16 protein-coding genes are annotated in these 18,115 nt (G+C 58.0%); 13 read left to right on the forward strand and 3 right to left on the reverse strand.

Annotated features, from left to right (window positions below; translation table 11 throughout):
* Positions 1-6 precede the first annotated feature (6 nt).
* From MTP37_RS00390 to MTP37_RS00400, 3 genes are all read right to left on the reverse strand, one after another.
* A complete protein-coding gene (locus MTP37_RS00390; RefSeq protein WP_249237705.1) occupies positions 7-1,230 on the reverse strand; it encodes an argininosuccinate synthase in 1,224 nt (407 codons plus the stop codon).
* Between the two features lie 224 nt (positions 1,231-1,454).
* Complete coding sequence (locus tag MTP37_RS00395; RefSeq protein ID WP_249237706.1) at positions 1,455-2,255, reverse strand: YoaK family protein; 801 nt, start codon at positions 2,253-2,255, stop codon at positions 1,455-1,457.
* A 122-nt stretch (positions 2,256-2,377) separates the two neighbouring features.
* Positions 2,378-3,031, reverse strand: a complete 654-nt coding sequence (locus MTP37_RS00400; RefSeq protein ID WP_249237707.1) for an HAD family hydrolase — start codon at positions 3,029-3,031, stop codon at positions 2,378-2,380.
* 240 nt (positions 3,032-3,271) lie between these two features.
* Between MTP37_RS00400 and MTP37_RS00405 the strand changes: the two genes are divergently transcribed.
* The 13 genes from MTP37_RS00405 to argB all read left to right on the forward strand — a co-directional run bounded on the left by MTP37_RS00405 (position 3,272) and on the right by argB (position 18,095).
* A complete protein-coding gene (locus MTP37_RS00405) occupies positions 3,272-4,348 on the forward strand; it encodes a branched-chain amino acid aminotransferase (protein ID WP_249237708.1) in 1,077 nt (358 codons plus the stop codon).
* Between the two features lie 350 nt (positions 4,349-4,698).
* The gene (locus MTP37_RS00410; protein WP_249237709.1) at positions 4,699-5,469 is read left to right on the forward strand and encodes an alpha/beta hydrolase; all 771 of its coding nucleotides are present in this window, start codon (positions 4,699-4,701) and stop codon (positions 5,467-5,469) included.
* A 152-nt stretch (positions 5,470-5,621) separates the two neighbouring features.
* Entirely contained in the window at positions 5,622-6,380 is a 759-nt protein-coding gene (locus MTP37_RS00415) for an esterase family protein (RefSeq protein ID WP_249237710.1), read from the forward strand.
* Positions 6,381-6,540: 160 nt separating this feature from the next.
* Positions 6,541-7,872: an ATP-grasp domain-containing protein gene (locus MTP37_RS00420; RefSeq protein ID WP_249237711.1), complete on the forward strand. Its 1,332-nt coding sequence runs from the start codon at positions 6,541-6,543 to the stop codon at positions 7,870-7,872.
* Between the two features lie 209 nt (positions 7,873-8,081).
* Positions 8,082-8,978 carry a hypothetical protein gene (locus MTP37_RS00425; RefSeq protein ID WP_249237712.1) on the forward strand — a complete coding sequence of 299 codons (897 nt, stop codon included), beginning with the start codon at positions 8,082-8,084 and terminating at the stop codon, positions 8,976-8,978.
* A 222-nt stretch (positions 8,979-9,200) separates the two neighbouring features.
* Positions 9,201-10,169: a hypothetical protein gene (locus MTP37_RS00430; RefSeq protein ID WP_249237713.1), complete on the forward strand. Its 969-nt coding sequence runs from the start codon at positions 9,201-9,203 to the stop codon at positions 10,167-10,169.
* A 115-nt stretch (positions 10,170-10,284) separates the two neighbouring features.
* Positions 10,285-11,112, forward strand: a complete 828-nt coding sequence (locus MTP37_RS00435; RefSeq protein WP_249237714.1) for an MYG1 family protein — start codon at positions 10,285-10,287, stop codon at positions 11,110-11,112.
* Complete coding sequence (locus MTP37_RS00440; RefSeq protein WP_249237715.1) at positions 11,099-11,407, forward strand: GIY-YIG nuclease family protein; 309 nt, start codon at positions 11,099-11,101, stop codon at positions 11,405-11,407. The genes MTP37_RS00435 and MTP37_RS00440 overlap by 14 nt, the downstream gene beginning before the upstream one ends.
* A gap of 368 nt (positions 11,408-11,775) precedes the next feature.
* The gene (locus MTP37_RS00445; RefSeq protein WP_249237716.1) at positions 11,776-13,008 is read left to right on the forward strand and encodes an argininosuccinate synthase; all 1,233 of its coding nucleotides are present in this window, start codon (positions 11,776-11,778) and stop codon (positions 13,006-13,008) included.
* 332 nt (positions 13,009-13,340) lie between these two features.
* Positions 13,341-14,741: an argininosuccinate lyase gene (gene argH / locus MTP37_RS00450; RefSeq protein ID WP_249237717.1), complete on the forward strand. Its 1,401-nt coding sequence runs from the start codon at positions 13,341-13,343 to the stop codon at positions 14,739-14,741.
* A complete protein-coding gene (gene argC / locus MTP37_RS00455; RefSeq protein WP_249237718.1) occupies positions 14,738-15,679 on the forward strand; it encodes an N-acetyl-gamma-glutamyl-phosphate reductase in 942 nt (313 codons plus the stop codon). Before argH ends, argC begins: the two co-directional genes overlap by 4 nt.
* A 114-nt stretch (positions 15,680-15,793) precedes the next feature.
* Complete coding sequence (gene argJ / locus MTP37_RS00460; RefSeq protein ID WP_249237719.1) at positions 15,794-17,023, forward strand: bifunctional glutamate N-acetyltransferase/amino-acid acetyltransferase ArgJ; 1,230 nt, start codon at positions 15,794-15,796, stop codon at positions 17,021-17,023.
* 217 nt (positions 17,024-17,240) lie between these two features.
* Entirely contained in the window at positions 17,241-18,095 is an 855-nt protein-coding gene (gene argB / locus MTP37_RS00465; RefSeq protein WP_249237720.1) for an acetylglutamate kinase, read from the forward strand.
* Positions 18,096-18,115: the final 20 nt, after the last annotated feature.

An 18,115-nucleotide genomic window follows, 5' to 3' on the forward strand; every position in this document is an offset into this window, starting at 1 on the left:
AACTCTTTATTTACCTTCTTTTTCGTTGTTTACGATGGCCTGCACCTTGGTGGGCAGACCATAGATGCTGATGAAGCCGGTGGCATCACTCTGCTTGTAGTCGCCGCCGGCGGCAAAGGTGGCGATGTCCTCCCGGTAGAGGGAGTAGGGCGACCAGACCCCTGCATTGATGAGGTTGCCCTTGTACAGTTCCAGACGCACCTTGCCGGTAACATGCTCCTGGGTGGAGGTGACGAAGGCACTCAGGGCCTTGCGCAGGGGGCTGAACCACTGGCCGTCGTAGACCAGCTCACCAAAGGTGATGGCCAGCTCGCGCTTTTTGTGGGCGGTGAGCTTGTCCAGCGTCAGGGTCTCCAGCACCTCATGGGCCTTGTACAGGATGGTGCCGCCGGGGGTCTCGTAGACGCCGCGGCTCTTCATGCCCACCAGACGGTTCTCCACCACGTCGTACAGGCCGATGCCGTTGCGTCCGCCGATCTCGTTGAGCTTTGCGATGATGGCGGCGGGCTTCAGCTTCTCGCCGTTCAGAGCCACAGGCACGCCCTGTTCAAATTCCAGCTCCACGAACTCGGACTTGTCCGGGGCGGTCTTGGGGCTGACGCCCAGCTCAAGGAAGCCGGGCTTTTCGTACTGGGGCTCATTGCCCGGGTCTTCCAGATCAAGGCCCTCGTGGCTCAGGTGCCACAGGTTCTTGTCCTTGGAGTAGTTGGTCTCGCGGCTGATTTTCAGCGGGATGTGATGAGCCTCGGCGTAGTCGATCTCCTCATCGCGGCTCTGGATGTCCCACTCGCGCCACGGGGTGATGATCTTCAGGTCGGGTGCAAAGTGCATGATGGCCAGCTCAAAGCGTACCTGATCGTTGCCCTTGCCGGTGCTGCCGTGGCAGACCGCATCCGCACCCTCGGCGCGGGCGATCTCCACCACCCGCTTTGCCAGAATGGGGCGGGCAAAGCTGGTGCCCAGCAGATAGCCCTCGTAATCGGCCCCGGCCTGCATGGTGGGGATGACGTAATCCTCCACAAATTCGTCGGTCAGGTCTTCGATGTACAGCTTGGATGCGCCGCTTGCCTTGGCGCGCTCCTCCAAGCCTTCCAACTCACCCTTCTGGCCCACATTGCCGCACACGGCAATGACCTCGCAGTTGTTGTAGTGCTCTTTCAGCCACGGGATGATAATGGAAGTATCCAGACCGCCGGAGTAGGCCAGCACGACCTTTTTGACCTCAGACATAGGAACTGCCTCCGTTCACAAAACTACTTGATATACATTCGATTCCCTCTTGCAACGTTCGATTGCAGTGCTTATTATACGAGCAGACAGAGGATGTGTAAAAAGTATCCTGCACATGGCGGCAATATGATTTTTACATAAAAGCAGGGGGCAGCCGCACAAATACGATGCAGCTGCCCCCTGCGCAGAATGCGCTCAGGCGTAAAACAAAAAATTCAGAGAGATCATCTGTGGTGCGGCACGGCGCTCTCCTTTAATTCCTGCTGCTGTTCCTGCAGCTCCTGACGGAGGACGTGGTCGATCTCCCGGGTCTCCTGCCGGATCTCGGCAAGGTCTTTTTCGATCACCGGGTTCTCTTCCAGATCTTCACGAATGAACATCAGCGCAAAGCTGACCAGCAGCAGCCCGCAGGAGATCCAGATGGCCCTGCCGCCAAGCCAGACGCAGCTCTTGCTGCCAATGCCGGAGCCCAGAGCAAACAGCAGAATGATGCCAAAATAGCGCAGCATCCGGTCTTTGGCCTTGGGTTCGCGGGTGCGGCTCCAGACACACAGGGCCTCCACGCCGCTGCGCAGGTCGCCGATGCACATGGTGCTGGCAAAGGCGTAGCCGTTCACCTTGCGGAACGCCTGCACCTGCATGGCGCAGGAAAAGGAGACGATGGCATTGGCCAGCAGGTTTTGCTCCTGCGGCAGAAAGCCCACAAGGAACAGCAGCAGCACCTCGCCCAGCACCACCAGCTGCCGCCAGTGGAGCCGCTGCATGTTCCGGAAGTGCTCCTGCATCTTTTCGGCGGTCAGCACGCCCAGCGCAAAGGCGCACAGGGGCACCAGATAATGCAGCACCCGCTCCCAGTTCCCGTCCATCAGGTTGGAACTGAGCAGCACGATGTTGCCGGTCTGCGCGTTGGCAAATACCTTGCCGCGGAACAGATAGGTGTAGGCGTCCTGCAGGCCGCCGGACAGGGACAGGAATACGGCTGTAAGAAAAGATTCGGACATTTGTCCGCGATGTTTTGGTTTCATGCTTGCACCTTCTTTTTTTGCTCTCCCATTATAGTACATTTTTGCGGCCCGGCTGATATCAGTTTTACATGGCCGACATGTTTTGGGTGCAAGCTGTGCCGGAAAACGGCGGGGAAACGCTGTTACAGCTTCCCTGCTTTCAGCAGTTTCTTTACCTCGAACAGATCCCTGCACTCGGCGGTGTACAGGCTGCGCATCTCGTCGTCGGCGGGGGCAAGGTCCGGCACCATCACGGTGACAAAGCCGCCCCGGGCACCGGCCCGCACGCCGTTGTAGCTGTCCTCCAGCACCAGCGTTTCAGCCGGGACGGTGCCCAGCGCCTTGGCCGCCGTGAGGAAGATCTCCGGGTCGGGCTTGGACGCGGAGAACTGCTCGCCGGAAATAAGGGCCTTGAAGTGATCGGTCATGTGCCAGTTGTTGAGGTGCCGCAGGATGGACGCCATCCGGCTGGAGGAAGCCACCACCATGGGGATGTGCTGTGCTTCCAAATAGGCGATCAGCTCATCCAGCCCCGGCTTTTTGGGCGGCGGTGCCTGAAAGGCCGTCTCTGCCTGCTGGTGCAGCGCCTCCATGATGGCGTCGGTATCGCAGTCCGGGCCGAAGAAGCGGCGCAGCACCGCCCGCATGGAGTCGCCTGCCGTGCCCCGGGCGGCGGCGTCCAGCCCTTCCTTATAAGAAAGGCCCAGTGTGGCCAGCGCGGGCCGCCACAGGGTGGCCCAGATGCGCTCGGTGTCGAACATCAGCCCGTCCATATCAAAAATAACACCTTTTATCATTGTGCAAAAGCTCCTTTCTGAGCCTGTAAGATCCGGCTTATGCCCTCATTGTATCATATTTTGGGCAGATTGCACATAGAAAAGCAGGCAATTCCGCGCAACTTAACAGGGGGAAAGATGAAAGATTTTTCGTTTCCTTGTAAAACGATTTCATAATACTATAATAGAAAACAACATTCGGTGTTTGCGGGCGCATTTTCACTCGCTGCGCCCGAGATCAGGAAAGAGGGAAAATAAATCATGTTGGATATCAAGATCACCCGTACCACTGCTCCGAAGGCAAAGCCTGACGAGAGCAATCTGGGTTTTGGCAAGAAGTTTACCGACCATATGTTCGTGATGGATTACACCGAGGGCGAAGGCTGGCACGATGCCCGCATCGTCCCCTATGGCCCCTTTGAGCTGGACCCGGCTACCGTCGTGTTCCACTACGCTCAGGAGATCTTTGAGGGCATGAAGGCATACCGCACTGCCGACGATACCGTCCAGCTGTTCCGCCCGGACTGCAACGCAAAGCGTTTCCAGGACTCCGCCGACCGTCTGTGCATCCCCAAGATCCCTGTGGAAGACTACATTCAGGCTGTTGAGACGCTGGTGGATGTGGACCGTGACTGGGTGCCCCACACCGACGGCGCTTCCCTGTACATCCGTCCCTTCATCTTTGCCAATGATGTGGGTCTGGGCGTGCACGCTTCCAAGCACTATATCTTCTGCATCATCTGCGCTCCCTCCGGCGCTTACTACGCCGAGGGCATCAACCCCGTGCGCATCTACGTGGAAGACGAGTACATCCGTGCCGCTCCCGGCCTGACCGGCTTCACCAAGTGCGGCGGCAACTACGCTGCTTCCATCAAGGCCGGCGAGCTGGCCGAGGAGCAGGGCTACGCACAGGTGCTGTGGCTGGACGGCGTGGAAAAGAAGTACGTCGAGGAAGTCGGCAGCATGAACATCATGTTCAAGATCGACGGCAAGGTGTACACCGCTGCTACCGTCGGCACCGTTCTGCCCGGCGTCACCCGCCGCAGCTGCATCGAGCTGCTGAAGGACTGGGGCTATGAGGTGGTAGAAGGCAAGATCGCCATTGCCGACATCATGGCTGCTGCCCGCGAAGGCAAGCTGGAAGAAGTGTTCGGCACCGGCACCGCCGCTGTCGTCTCCCCCGTCAAGGAGCTGGTCTGGAAGGGCGAGCACGCCTACATCGGCGACGGCAAGATCGGCCCTGTCACCCAGAAGCTGTACGACACCATGACCGGTATGCAGTGGGGCAAGCTCCCCGATACCAAGGGCTGGATCGTGCCGGTGGAGAAAAAGAACTGATCCCGATTCTCCGGAGAAAACCTTTTTATTCAGAATAGCAGCAAACGCCGCCAGGCCTCCGCTCGGCGGCGTTTGCCGTATCACCCTCTCAGTCAGTGCCTGCGGCCCTGCCAGCTCTCCCGAAGGGCGAGCTTTGAGTGGGAACTGGAAAGTTTTCCTTTTTGGAAAAAGCTCCCCCATCGGGGGAGCTGGCTGCGAACACAGTGAGCAGACTGAGAGGGTCTCTCCGTCAAACCTCCAAAATTTCCCGGCGCAATTGCTTTCTGTGCCCTGCAGTGCTAAACTGAAAACAGAACAGCGGCCTGCATTGCGGCAGGCCATGTGCAGGAAAGATTGAGAGGAATGGACCCATGGTTAAAAAATGGAGCGTGAGCTACCCTGCCGTCAATGGCACCGAGCAGCGCAGAGTTTATGTCTATCTGCCCACGATGTATGAAGCCGAGCCGGACCGCAGGTATCCGGTGCTGTATATGTTCGACGGCCAGAACGTCTTTTTTGACGAGGACGCCACCTTTGGCAAGAGCTGGGGCGTGGCCGATTATCTGGACTACACCGACACCCCGCTGATCGTGGCTGCGGTGGAATGCAATGCCGGGGCCAACAACGAGCGGCTGGTGGAGTATTCGCCCTACCGGTTCGATGACCCGCAGTTCGGCCACTTCGACGGCAAGGGGCAGGCCACCATGAGCTGGTATATCCACCGGTTCAAGCCCTTTATCGATCACAATTTCCGCACCCTGCCCGACCGGGAGCACACCTTCATTGGCGGCAGCAGCATGGGCGGCCTGATGAGCCTGTACGCCCTGTTGCAGTACAATGAGGTATTCAGCCGTGCGGCGGCGCTGTCGCCGTCCATCTGGGTCTCACCGGAAAAGCTCTCCGGCCTTGTGGGCCGGGCAAAGCTGGAGCCGGGCACCGTGCTGTACATGGACTACGGCTCCCGCGAGATGGGCAACCACGAGGGCATGCGCCGCGGCTTTGCCGAGATGTGCAGCAAGGTACTGACCCGGGGCATCCACCTCACCAGCCGCATCGTGCCCGGCGGCACCCACAGCGAAGCCAGCTGGGAAAAGCAGCTGCCCTTTATGTTCCATACCCTGATGTATGAGGTGGAGGAGTAAAACCCTCTCAGGCATCGCCTGACGGCGCTGCCAGCTCTCCCGAAGGGCGAGCTTCTATGCATCTGGCGGTAAGGCAGAAAAAGCTCCCCCTTTCGGGGGGAGCTGGCGAACAAAGTGAGCCTGAGAGGGTCCACAACAAAGGAGGAAACACCATGGAAATGCAGTATTTCAAGGATTACAGTCCGGCGCTGGGCCGTGACATGGAGTGCAAGATCTACGGCCACGCAGGCCGCCCGATGCTGTACATCCCCTGTCAGGATGGCCGCTTCTTCGATTTTGAGAACTTCCACATGAACGATACCCTTGCCCCGTGGATCGAGTCCGGGCAGATCATGGTCCTCTCCATCGACACCATGGACAAGGAGACCTGGTCCGACACGCAGGGCGACCCCTATTGGCGCATCCGCCGCTATGAGCAGTGGCTGCGCTACATCGTGGAGGAGGCTGTGCCCAAGATCCAGTATCTGGCCAAGGAGCGCAACGGCTGGGACGACCTGCCCGGCGTCATTGCCTTTGGCTGCAGTCTGGGTGCCACCCATGCGGTCAACCTGTACCTGCGCCGCCCGGATGTGTTCTGCGGCTGTCTGGCCCTCAGCGGCATCTACACGGCCCACTACGGCTTCGGCAATTATATGGACGAGCTGGTGTACATGAACTCGCCCGTGGACTACATGAAGAACTTCCCGGAGGATCACCCCTACATGCAGCTGTACCGCAGCCAGAAGGCGGTCATCTGCTGTGGTCAGGGCGACTGGGAGCAGCCGGACACCACATGGTTCCTCAAGCGCATCTTCGAGGCCAAGAACATCCCCATCTGGGTGGATCTGTGGGGCCACGATGTCAACCACGACTGGAACTGGTGGTATAAGCAGACTGCATATTACATGCCGTATATTCTGGGACAGCAGTAAAACAAACCCTCTCAGGCGCTGACGCGCCAGCTTTCCCGAAGGGCGAGCTTTGATGCATCTGACGGAAAAGCAGAAAAAGCTCCCCCTTCGGGGGAGCTGGCAACGCTGTAAGCGTTGACTGAGAGGGTTTTCTTATAGAGGAAAGAGGAATCGTAAAACCATGCAGAATTTCATTTTTATTTCGCCCAACTTCCCCACCAACTACTGGCAGTTCTGCCATGAGCTGAAAAACAACGGCATGAACGTGCTGGGCATCGGCGACCAGCCCTACGATGAGCTGAAGCCGGAGCTGAAGGACAGCCTGAACGAGTACTACAAGGTGGGCAGTCTGGAAAACTACGACGAGGTCTACCGCGCCGTGGCCTTTTTTGCCTTCAAGTATGGCCGCATCGACTGGCTGGAGTCCAACAACGAATACTGGCTGGAGCGGGACGCAGCCCTGCGCACCGATTTCCACATCACCACCGGCTTCCAGACCGACGATATGCCCCGCATCAAGTACAAGAGCAAGATGAAGGAGTATTACAAGAAGGCCGGCATCGCCACCGCACGCTACCACATGGTGGACGATTATGAGGGCTGCCGGAAGTTCATCGAAGAGGTGGGCTACCCGGTGGTGGTAAAGCCGGATAACGGCGTGGGCGCATCCGACACCCACAAGCTGTCCAGCGACGAGGACCTGAAAAAGTTCCTCGTGCAGAAGACGGCCCATCACCCGGATGTGGAGTACATCATGGAGGAGTTCGTCCGGGCCGAGGTGAACAGCTACGATGCCATCATCGATGCCAACGGCAACCCCATCTTTGAGGCCGGCAACGTGAGCCCCATGTCCATCATGGATATCGTCAACGACAACGACAACTCGATCTACTACATCATCAAGGACCTGCCCGAGGATACCCGCGCCGCAGGCCGTGCCGCCGTCAAGAGCTTTGGCGTCCGGAGCCGGTTCATCCACTTTGAGTTCTTCCGCATGACCGAGGATCAGGCCAGCATGGGCCAAAAGGGCCAGATCGTGGCGCTGGAAGTCAACATGCGCCCCTGCGGCGGCTTCACCCCGGATATGATCAACTTTGCCCGCTCCACCAACGTCTACAAGATCTGGGCGGACATGATCGCCTTTGGCGGCACCGATATGCCGGTGGGCGAGCACTTCTACTGCCCGTTTGCAGGCCGCCGCGACGGCAAGCACTTTGTGTACAGCCACGAGCAGATCATGCAGAAGTACCAGCAGAACATGCGCATGGTGGACCGCATCCCGGACGCGCTGAGCGGCGCCATGGGCAACCAGATGTACGTTGCCACCTTCTCCACCCGCGAGGGCATGGAGCAGTTCTACTCCGATGTGCTGGCCGTCACCGACGAAAACAACGCCGCCGTGCAGAAGGAGCTGAGCAGCATTCTGGCTCTGGGCGAGCCGGAGACCGCCCCGGCCCAAAAGGCCGAGAGCAAGCCTGCCGCCAAGCCCGCCCGTACCGCAAAGAAAAAGTAAAACAAATGCACTGACTGCATAAATCCTCAGCCCCGGAACGGCATCTGCCGCCCCGGGGCTGTTGTTATATTGCTAAAAAATGGTCGCCTGTTCCGGGCAAAATGTCAAATATCTTCAGATCATTTGACAAGATGCCGGGGAGGGGGTAAGATGTGGGTGTGAAGCATATTTTTGGGGTGCTTCGGCACAAAAAACAGGAGGCTTGTATTATGAGATTGTACAAAAAAGCCGCCGCCGTTCTGCTGGCGGCAGCAATGGCTGTTTCCATGATGACCGCTTGCGGCGGCTCGAATGGCGGTGGAAACCCGGAGAATCCGGACAGCAAGCCCGGCGTTACTGACCCGGAAAAACCGGGCGATGGTAAGGACGACAATAAGGGCGACGATAAAAAGGACGATACTGCCCTGCCGGACCTGGATAAGGAAGATGGCATTGACATCAGCTGGCAAAGCAGCAAGGCTGGCCAGTATGTTCAGTGGCTGAACAGCAAACAGAGCTACTCTATGACAACCAGCACAACGGTAGCCGGTTCTGCCGATAAGCTGGTTACGTTCTCAGCCGTCAGCAATGGAAAGACCTATAGCAAGGTTATCGAAGATGGAATAGATAGTTCCGATGTGACGGGCATGGCAATGCTTAACACGGGCAAATACACTTATCAAATGTACCCGAAGGTGAAGATTGCTTTTAAAGGCGAAAACAAAACATCCTCTTCGGATGATTCTACAACAAAAATCGACACAGCTCTCAGCGTGAAAAAAGGTACAAAGACCTATAACGGAAAGACATATTACGCTGAGAAGATCACTGCAATTGTTTCCGAGGGCGATAAGAAAACGACTCAGGTTATGACGTACTGCCTGAACGATCAGGGTATGCCGGAATATATCTTTACAAAAACTGATAGGGGTGTTGCTATAACTCAGATCAGCGACCTGAAAACAGACGTTGACCAGAAATTGTTTGAAGTGCCCAGTGATTATGAAGTCTATATTACAGTAGTGAGCAAAGATGGAATGACCAGCTATGTTGCTCATGAAAATGGAGTCCCTCTTACAAAGGAAGAAATGGAAGAACTGGCGAAGAAGCTGTCGTCGATTCAATAATCTGCAATAGACTAAAACCGTGTAATATTTTTGCAGCCCCGCACCGGAAGACTATTTTCCCGTGCGGGGCTGTTGTTATATTGCTAAAAAATGGTCACCTGTTCCGGGCAAAATGACAAAATTTTTCAGATTGGTTGACAAGATGCCCGGGGGGGGGGTAAGATGTGAGTGCGAAGCATATTCTTGGGGTGCTTCGGAACAAAAAAACAGGAGGCTTGTATTATGAGATTGTACAAAAAAGCCGCCGCCGTTCTGCTGGCGGCAGCAATGGCTGTTTCCATGATGACCGCTTGCGGCGGTGGCGCAGGCGGCAATGGCGGCAACGGTGGCAATGGCGGTAATGGTGGCGACACTGAAATCGTTGAGCCGGTTCCCGGTCCGGATACAACGGACCCGGATCAGGGCGGTGAGACTGGCGGCACTACGACTCAGCCCGAGAAGACAAAAATCACGGATGTGACAAAGAGTCAGTATGCACAGTCCTCGAAGAAGATCTACAATTCGAACGAGTTCTATGTCCTGATTACTATGGCTGATTATGATGCCAATAAAACAAAAACGCTCGAAGGACAGATGATTGTGGCCCGCAAAGGCACCGATGTTTACGTGAAAACTGTCATGACTCAAGAGGGCAAGACCCAAAAGAATGCGGTGTTCGCAGAAAAGACAAACGATGGCAAGTATGCAAATTACCTGCTGTTTGAGGATGCTAAGACTGCATTGAAAAGTATTCGGAACAATCCGCCCATGGACTTTTCTAAAGAGGAAGAATTGCCGAAAGAAATGTACCGCACTACCGTAAAAGTCGGCGGCAAAGAATATTACGCAGAAACCTATACAGATGAAAACGGTTCCGAACAGACCATTTGCTTTGGCGATAATGGCATGCCGAAATATCAATTTTCTCAGCGAAAGGGTGGCTCCTCTGAGACTACGGCGTACCAAACCATCCGAATCGGTAACTCTAATAACCTGTGCCAGATAAACGGCTATAAGGCTTATACGATGGCGAACGATGCGGACGGTAGTTCGATTCTGGTCGATGAAAGTGGCAACAAGTACAAAGTTGCTATCAAGTTTGACCAGAATAACAATAAGTATACTGGCATAGAAGTCACAGACAGCAATGGCAAAGTTGTAACGGATGACTTTGCATGGCTTGATAACTATTTTAAATCAATTCTCTCTTAAAAATTATAAGATGTTTTGCCCCGGCTGTCCCCCGACAGCCGGGGCTTTTCGTTGTCCCTTTTGGCAAAGTGTGGTATACTGTTGCCAGAGATTTTATTGGGAACGAGGTACATCTATGAAAATTCCTGCAAACGGCTTTACCCATGCCGGCAAGTTCCACGCCGACGATGTGTTTGCCACTGCGCTGCTGCAGATCCTGCGCCCGGATATCAAGATCACCCGCGGCTTTGTGGTGCCGGACGGCTTTGACGGCATCGTGTACGATGTGGGCTATGGCATGTTCGACCATCATCAGGAGCCCCGGGAGTACCGCGCAAACGGTGTGCCCTACGCGGCCTTCGGCCTGCTGTGGCGGGTGCTGGGCCCCGGCCTTGTGGGCGAGCGGCAGGCCCGGCTCATCGACGAGAACTTTATCCAGCCGCTGGACCTCAACGACAACACCGGCGAGCAGAACAGCCTGTGCGATGCCATCGGCTTTTTTAACCCGGTGTGGGACTCCAAGGAGGATCAGGACGCCTGCTTTTTCAAGGCCGTGGCCGTGGCAAAGCAGATTCTGGAAAACCAGATCGCCAGCGCCAACGCCGTGAACCGCGCCGACGAAAAGGTGCAGCAGGCCTATCAGAACTCCCGGGACGGCATCGTGGTGCTGCCCTGCTACCTGCCGTGGAAGAACGGCCTGTACAAAACGGATGCGCTGTTCGTGGTCTACCCCAGCCAGCGCGGCGGCTGGAGCGCCCAGTGCGTCACCGACCACAAGACCAAGCGCCCCAAGCTCCCCTTCCCCCAGAGCTGGGCCGGTCAGCCGCAGGAGGTCATTGAGCAGAAGAGCGGCATCCCGGGCATCAGCTTCTGCCACGCCAGCCGCTTCCTTATCACGGCCAAGGATAAGGAGACCGCCCTTGCGGCCTGCCGTCAGGTGTTAAAGAACAATGGCCGCATCTGAGCATCCGGCCCGGCCCAAGCCCGCTTTTGTGTACATGGTGCGGTGTACCGGTGGCCAGCTGTACACCGGCTGGACCAACGCCCCCGCCGCCCGCCTGCAGGCCCACAAAAACGGCAGAGGGGCCCGCTACACCCGGGCCAGGGGTGCAGCGGCCTTTGCCTACGTGGTGGAGCGCTGTGCGGACAAGCGCAGCGCCCTGCGGCGGGAAGCAGCGCTCAAAAAGCTGCCCAAGGCGCAAAAGGAACTGCTGTGCCGCGCATGGAGCGCGGCAGGCGGGCCCTTTTCCGGCGCATAAAGACAAAACGAAACCCGGGACTCTTTCAGGGCCAGACGGCTCACAAAAGGGTTCCGGGCGTTTTGTTTTTGCGGTGTGAATTCTTTCCGTGTGCTGTAGTCCGCACATGCCTCCGGATAGGCTGCATGTGCCCCGAATATATACTGCGCAAATGCATAAAATGTGAATATATTCTGCAAATAACGCATAAAGATACAAATTGAACCAAAACAGAGGTCAAATCCGTGTAAGGTTTGGCGGTTTTCGGCATTGACGGAAAAGCCGCACGGCGTATAATAAAAGCATCAACAGAAATGCAGATGCAAGAGGGTGCGGGAGGGATGCCTGCACCGGAAAACAAAAGTGTATTTTTAAAAGGAGCAATCATCATGAAAAAGGAAAACATCAAAAAAGTCGTTCTGGCATACTCCGGCGGTCTGGATACCTCCATCATCATTCCCTGGCTGAAGGAAAACTACAACAACTGCGAGGTCGTCGCCGTCTCCGGTGATGTGGGTCAGGGTACCGAGCTGGACGGTCTGGAAGAAAAGGCCAAGGCTACCGGCGCTTCCAAGCTGTACGTGCTGGACCTGAAGAAGGACTTCGTGGAGAACTACATCTTCCCCACCCTGAAGTTCGGCGCAAAGTACGAGGACTACCTGCTGGGCACCAGCTTTGCACGTCCCTGCATCGCCAAGGCTCTGGCTGATATCGCCATCAAGGAAGGCGCAGACGCTATCTGCCACGGCTGCACCGGCAAGGGCAACGATCAGGTGCGTTTTGAGCTGACCCTCAAGGCCCTGTGCCCTGATATGGCCATCATTGCTCCGTGGCGTGAGTGGGATATCAAGAGCCGTGACGAGGAGATCGACTACGCCGAGGCTCACCACATCCCCCTGAAGATCAACCGCGAGACCAACTACTCCAAGGATAAGAACCTGTGGCACCTGAGCCACGAGGGTCTGGATCTGGAGTGCCCCGCCAACGAGCCCCAGTACAACAAGCCCGGTTTCCTGGAGCTGGGTGTCAGCCCCGAGCAGGCACCCGATGTTCCCACCTATGTGACCATCCACTTTGAAAAGGGCATCCCCACCGCCGTGGACGGCAAGGAGATGGGCGCTGTGGAGCTGGTGGAGCACCTGAACAAGCTGGGCGGCGAGAACGGCATCGGCCTGCTGGATATCGTGGAGAACCGTCTGGTGGGCATGAAGAGCCGCGGCGTCTATGAGACCCCCGGCGGTGCCATCCTGTACAAGGCCATCAATGTTCTGGAGACCATCACTCTGGATAAGGAAAGCTCTCACTTCAAGGCTCAGCTGGCCCAGAAGTATGCCGATATCGTCTACAACGGCCAGTGGTTCACCCCGCTGCGTGAGGCTCTGGATGCCTTTGCCGACAGTCTGGAAAAGACCGTCACCGGCGATGTGAAGCTCAAGCTCTACAAGGGCAACATGATCAACGCCGGCGTCACCTCTCCGTACACCCTGTACGACGAGCAGACCGCTTCCTTCGGTGAGGACGAGGACTACAATCAGGCCGATGCCACAGGTTTCATCAACCTGTTCGGCCTGTCCATCAAGGAGCATGCAAAGCTGTCCAAGAACTGGCCGGAGATCAAGTAATCGGCTGTAACATCTTCCCTTTCGTGTGTTTTCACACTTTCACACGGAAGTTTCATCCAACCGGCATCGTTGCCGGCGGCACCGCCGCAGGAGCGTTTTCCCCTGCGGCGGCTTTGCCGTTTTTAGAAGAAATTGACAACCCTCTCAGTCAAACCCTGACGGGTTTGCCAGCTCTCCCGAAGGGCGAGCTTTATGCGCAGTTCGGCAAAGCCGTTCTTCAAGTGGGGAAGCTCTTGCCTTTCGCAGGCAGAAGAAAAGCTCCCCCCTCGGGGGAGCTGGCACGGCGCAAGCCGTGACTGAGAGGGTTTGGACATAAAGTAAAGGATAAAACTATGGCAGAACAACTCTGGAAGGGCCGTTTTTCCAAGGCCGTGGATTCCCGCGTGAACGACTTCAACTCCTCCATCCGGTTCGACCAGCGCATGATCGCGCAGGATATGCGCGGCAGCGGCGTCCATGCCGCCATGCTGGCAAAGCAGGGCATCATCTCCGAAAAGGATTGTGAGGACATCCTCAACGGTCTGGCATCCATCGCCGACGATCTGGCAGCCGGCAGGCTGGAGATCGACCCCAATGCCGAAGATGTGCACACCTTTGTGGAGCAGACCCTCACCGCCCGCATCGGCGACGCCGGCAAGCGGCTGCACACCGGCCGCAGCCGCAACGATCAGGTGGCGCTGGATATCCGCCTGACCCTGCGGGACTACAGCCACACCCTGCAGGCCTACATTGTGGAGCTCATCAAGGTCATCTGCAAAAAGGCCGGTGAGAACACCACCGCCGTCATGCCCGGCTACACCCATCTGCAGCGTGCCCAGCCCATCACCTTTGGCCACGCCCTGATGGCCTACGCCTCCATGCTGCTGCGGGATCTGCAGCGCTTCGAGGACGCCACCGCCCGCATGGACAGCCAGTGCCCGCTGGGTTCCGGCGCTCTGGCCGGCACCACCTACCCGCTGGACCGCCAGTTCACCGCCGAAAAGCTGGGCTTTGCGGCTCCCTGCGCCAACAGTCTGGACGGCGTGTCCGACCGTGATTTCTGCATCGAGCTGGCCAATGCCATCTCCATCTGCATGATGCACCTGTCCCGCCTTTCTGAGGAGATCATCCTCTGGTGCAGCTGGGAGTTCAAGTTCATTGAGCTGGACGATGCCTTTACCACCGGCTCCTCCATCATGCCCCAGAAGAAGAACCCCGACGTCACCGAGCTGATCCGCGGCAAGACCGGCCGCGTCTATGGCGACCTGAACACCCTGCTGGTGATGATGAAGGGCATTCCGCTGGCCTACAACAAGGACATGCAGGAGGACAAGGAAGCCATCTTTGACGCAGTGGATACCCTTGAGCTGTGCCTCAAGACCGTGACCCCCATGCTGGACACCATGAAGACCCTGCCGGCCAACATGCGCCGCGCCGCCGCCAAGGGCTTCATCAACGCCACCGACTGCGCCGACTACCTCACCAAGAAGGGAATGCCCTTCCGGGATGCCTACAAGCTGACCGGCTGCATGGTGTCGGACTGCATCGCAAAGGACAAGACTCTGGAAGAGCTGACCCTTGACGAGTTCAAGGGCTACAGCAGCCTGTTTGAAAAGGATATCTACGAGGCCATCGATCTGGTCAGATGCTGTGAGGGCCGCACCAGCTACGGCGGCCCCAGCGAAGCCAGCGTGAAGAACCAGATCGAGCTGGCCGCTGCACAGCTGAATGCCTGGGAGGCGAATAACGCATGAGCGTGAAAGTTTTTATTGATGGCTCCTCCGGCACCACCGGCCTGCGCATTGCCGACCGGCTGGCTGCACGCCCGGAGATCGAGCTGCTGTCCATTTCCGCCGAGGGCCGCAAGGATGTGAACGAGCGGGCGAAGGTCATCAACTCCGCCGACCTCGCCTTCCTCTGCCTGCCGGATGCGGCATCCAAAGAGGTCATGCCCCTGCTGCGCCCGGACGTGAAGGTGCTGGACACCTCCACCGCCTTCCGCACCGATGCCGCATGGGACTACGGCTTCCCGGAGCTGGCGGGCCAGAAGGAAAAAATCAAAAACTCCTGCCGCGTGGCAGTGCCCGGCTGCTATGCCAGCGGCTTTATCAGCATTGCCCGCCCGCTGGTGGAGCTGGGCCTTGTCCCGGCAGAGTATCCCTTCAGCTGCACCGGCATCTCCGGCTACTCCGGCGGCGGCAAAAAGATGATCGCCGAGTACGAGAGCCCCGACCGCCCGGCGCACAGCAAGCTGGATGCACCCAAGAGCTACGGTCTGGGCCTTGCCCATAAGCATCTGCCCGAGATGCAGAAGATCAGCGGCCTTGCCCACACCCCCATGTTCGTGCCGGTGGTGTGTGACTACTACTGCGGCATGCAGGTGCTGGTGCCGCTGGACCTGACGCTGGCGGGCAGCACTGCCGAACAGGTGGCTGCAGGCATTGCCGGGTACTATAAGGACGCCGCCACCGTCAAGGTGCACGGGCTGAACGAGACCCTGCCGGAGAACGGCCTGTACTCGAACGCCATGGCCGGTACCGACCGCATGGAGCTGTATCTGACCGTGAACGTCGCCGGCGACCAGATGATGCTGGTGTCGGTGTTCGATAATCTGGGCAAGGGCTCCTCCGGTGCCGCCGTCCAGTGCATGAACCTGATGCTGGGGCTGGAAGAGACCGAAGGGTTGGAATAACAAAGAAAACCCTCTCAGTCACCTGACGGTGACAGCGCTCCCCCTTTTGGGGGAGCTGGCAATGCCGCAAGGCATTGACTGAGAGGGTTCGTCCTGTGGGAAAGGAAGATCATTATGCAGTATAAGGAAGTTGCGGGCGGCATCTGCGCGCCCAAGGGCTTTGCAGCGGCTGGCGTGCACTGCGGCATCCGCGCAAACCATGCAGAAAAATACGATCTGGCACTCATCAAAGCGGACGTGCGCTGCGCCGCCGCCGGTGTGTACACCACCAACAAGGTCTGCGGCGCACCCATCAAGGTGGATCGTGCCCACCTGAAGGACGGCTATGCACAGGCGATCCTTGTGAACAGCGGCAACGCCAACACCTGCGCCGCCAACGGCGTGGCTCTGGCCGAAGAATGCTGTGAGCTGGTGGGCAAGGAGCTGGGCATCGATCCGCAGGACGTGCTGCCCGCCTCCACCGGCGTCATCGGTCAGCCCATGGTCATCGACCCCTTTGCCCGGGGCATTCCTGCCGCCGCCGCAAAGCTGGCTGCGGACGAGCAGGGCAGCGCCGATGCCGCCACCGCCATCATGACCACCGACACCCACAAAAAGGAATACGCCATCCAGTTCGAGCTGGGCGGCAAGGTGTGCACCGTGGGTGCCATCGGCAAGGGCAGCGGCATGATCGCCCCCAATATGGCCACCATGCTGGCGTTCTACACCACCGATGCGGCGGTGTCCCCCATCCTGCTGGAAAAGGCCCTCAAGACTGTGGTGCCCGGCACCTACAACCAGATGAGCGTGGATCTGGACACCTCCACCAACGATACCCTCATCGTCATGGCTTCCGGCCTTGCCGGAAACCCCGAGATCACAGAGGAAAACGCTGACTACGATGCATTTGTGGCTGCGCTGACTGCCATTGCCGAGCACATGTGCGCCGAGCACGCCGGTGACGGTGAGGGTGCCACCCACCTCATCACCTGCGAAGTGACCCACGCCCCCGATCTGAAGACCGCCCGTGCCGTCAGCCGCAGCGTGGTGTGCTCCAACCTGTTCAAGGCAGCGGTGTTTGGCCGCGATGCCAACTGGGGCCGCATCCTGTGCGCCATCGGCTACACCCCTGGCGATTTCTCCATTGATAAGGTCTGCGTGCGGCTTTCCAGCAAGGCGGGCGAGGTGTATGTGTGCGAGAACGCCGCCTACCACCCCTACAGCGAGGAGGAGGCCGCCAAGGTGCTGGCCGAGCATGATATCCTGGTCAAGGTGGACATGGGCACCGGCAATGCATCCGCCAAGGCATGGGGCTGCGATCTGACCTACGATTACGTCAAGATCAACGGTGATTACCGCACCTGATAACCCTCTCAGGCGCTGCGCGCCAGCTCTCCCGAAGGGAGAGCTTAAAACGAACGACAAGCAGCTGATTTTATGAAATAAAGTGACCCGTCCGGCAAAAGATCCCCCTTGAGAGGACCGACGTCCCCCGTGCCGGGGGAAGATGTCGCGTGAGCGACAAAAAGGGGAATCTGGCAATGCCGCAAGGCATTGACTGAGAGGGTTCAGAGGAAATCTTATGAAAAACGAAGAAATGGCGCGCCTTTTCTCTGAGGCGACACCCTACATCCAGAAGTATCACGGAAAGACCATGGTCGTGAAATACGGCGGCAATGCCATGATCAACGAAGAACTGAAAAATGCCGTCATGAACGATCTGGTCACCCTCACCCTGCTGGGTGTGCGCGTCGTGCTGGTGCACGGCGGCGGCCCGGCCATCAATGAGATGCTGAAAAAGGTGGGTGTGGAAAGCCATTTCGCAAACGGTCTGCGGGTGACCGACGACGCCACCATGGAGATCGTGCAGCAGGTGCTGGCCGGTAAGGTGAACAAGGATCTGGTGGCAAAGCTGCGCGGCCGTGGCGTGGGCCTGTGCGGCATGGACGGTCAGATGCTGCGCTGCACTGAGCTGGACCCCCAGCTGGGCCATGTGGGCGAGATCGTGCATGTGGATGCCACCCTGATCGGCAGCCTGCTGGATGGCGGCTACATCCCGGTCATTGCCACGGTGGGCATGGACGATCTGGGTCAGGCCTACAACGTGAATGCGGACACTGCCGCTGCGCAGATCGCCATTGCGCTCAAGGCCGAGAAGCTGGTGTCCATGACCGATATCGCGGGCCTGCTGCGGGATAAGGACGACGAAAGCACCCTCATCCCCGAGGTGGAGGTGTCCGAGATCGAGGGCTACAAGTCCGCCGGTGTCATTGCGGGCGGCATGATCCCCAAGATCGGCGGCATGGCCGACGCCATCTATCAGGGCGTGCACGAGGCGGTCATCATCGATGGCCGGGTGCCCCACTCCATCCTGCTGGAGCTGTTCTCCAACCGCGGCTCCGGCACCCGCTTCTACCGCCGCAGCCACCGCGAATAAGCATTGCGCAGGTGCCGCGC

It is taken from the genome of Faecalibacterium sp. HTF-F, from assembly GCF_023347535.1.
Lineage (GTDB): Bacteria > Bacillota > Clostridia > Oscillospirales > Ruminococcaceae > Faecalibacterium > Faecalibacterium wellingii.

Excerpts from the sequence above, each read along its gene's own strand:
- MTP37_RS00390 (WP_249237705.1), bottom strand. The coding sequence starts at position 1,230 with ATGTCTGAGGTCAAAAAGGTCGTGCTGGCCTACTCCGGCGGTCTGGAT.
- MTP37_RS00395 (WP_249237706.1), bottom strand. The coding sequence starts at position 2,255 with ATGAAACCAAAACATCGCGGACAAATGTCCGAATCTTTTCTTACAGCC.
- MTP37_RS00400 (WP_249237707.1), bottom strand. The coding sequence starts at position 3,031 with ATGATAAAAGGTGTTATTTTTGATATGGACGGGCTGATGTTCGACACC.
- MTP37_RS00405 (WP_249237708.1), top strand. The coding sequence starts at position 3,272 with ATGTTGGATATCAAGATCACCCGTACCACTGCTCCGAAGGCAAAGCCT.
- MTP37_RS00410 (WP_249237709.1), top strand. The coding sequence starts at position 4,699 with ATGGTTAAAAAATGGAGCGTGAGCTACCCTGCCGTCAATGGCACCGAG.
- MTP37_RS00415 (WP_249237710.1), top strand. The coding sequence starts at position 5,622 with ATGGAAATGCAGTATTTCAAGGATTACAGTCCGGCGCTGGGCCGTGAC.
- MTP37_RS00420 (WP_249237711.1), top strand. The coding sequence starts at position 6,541 with ATGCAGAATTTCATTTTTATTTCGCCCAACTTCCCCACCAACTACTGG.
- MTP37_RS00425 (WP_249237712.1), top strand. The coding sequence starts at position 8,082 with ATGAGATTGTACAAAAAAGCCGCCGCCGTTCTGCTGGCGGCAGCAATG.
- MTP37_RS00430 (WP_249237713.1), top strand. The coding sequence starts at position 9,201 with ATGAGATTGTACAAAAAAGCCGCCGCCGTTCTGCTGGCGGCAGCAATG.
- MTP37_RS00435 (WP_249237714.1), top strand. The coding sequence starts at position 10,285 with ATGAAAATTCCTGCAAACGGCTTTACCCATGCCGGCAAGTTCCACGCC.
- MTP37_RS00440 (WP_249237715.1), top strand. The coding sequence starts at position 11,099 with ATGGCCGCATCTGAGCATCCGGCCCGGCCCAAGCCCGCTTTTGTGTAC.
- MTP37_RS00445 (WP_249237716.1), top strand. The coding sequence starts at position 11,776 with ATGAAAAAGGAAAACATCAAAAAAGTCGTTCTGGCATACTCCGGCGGT.
- argH (WP_249237717.1), top strand. The coding sequence starts at position 13,341 with ATGGCAGAACAACTCTGGAAGGGCCGTTTTTCCAAGGCCGTGGATTCC.
- argC (WP_249237718.1), top strand. The coding sequence starts at position 14,738 with ATGAGCGTGAAAGTTTTTATTGATGGCTCCTCCGGCACCACCGGCCTG.
- argJ (WP_249237719.1), top strand. The coding sequence starts at position 15,794 with ATGCAGTATAAGGAAGTTGCGGGCGGCATCTGCGCGCCCAAGGGCTTT.
- argB (WP_249237720.1), top strand. The coding sequence starts at position 17,241 with ATGAAAAACGAAGAAATGGCGCGCCTTTTCTCTGAGGCGACACCCTAC.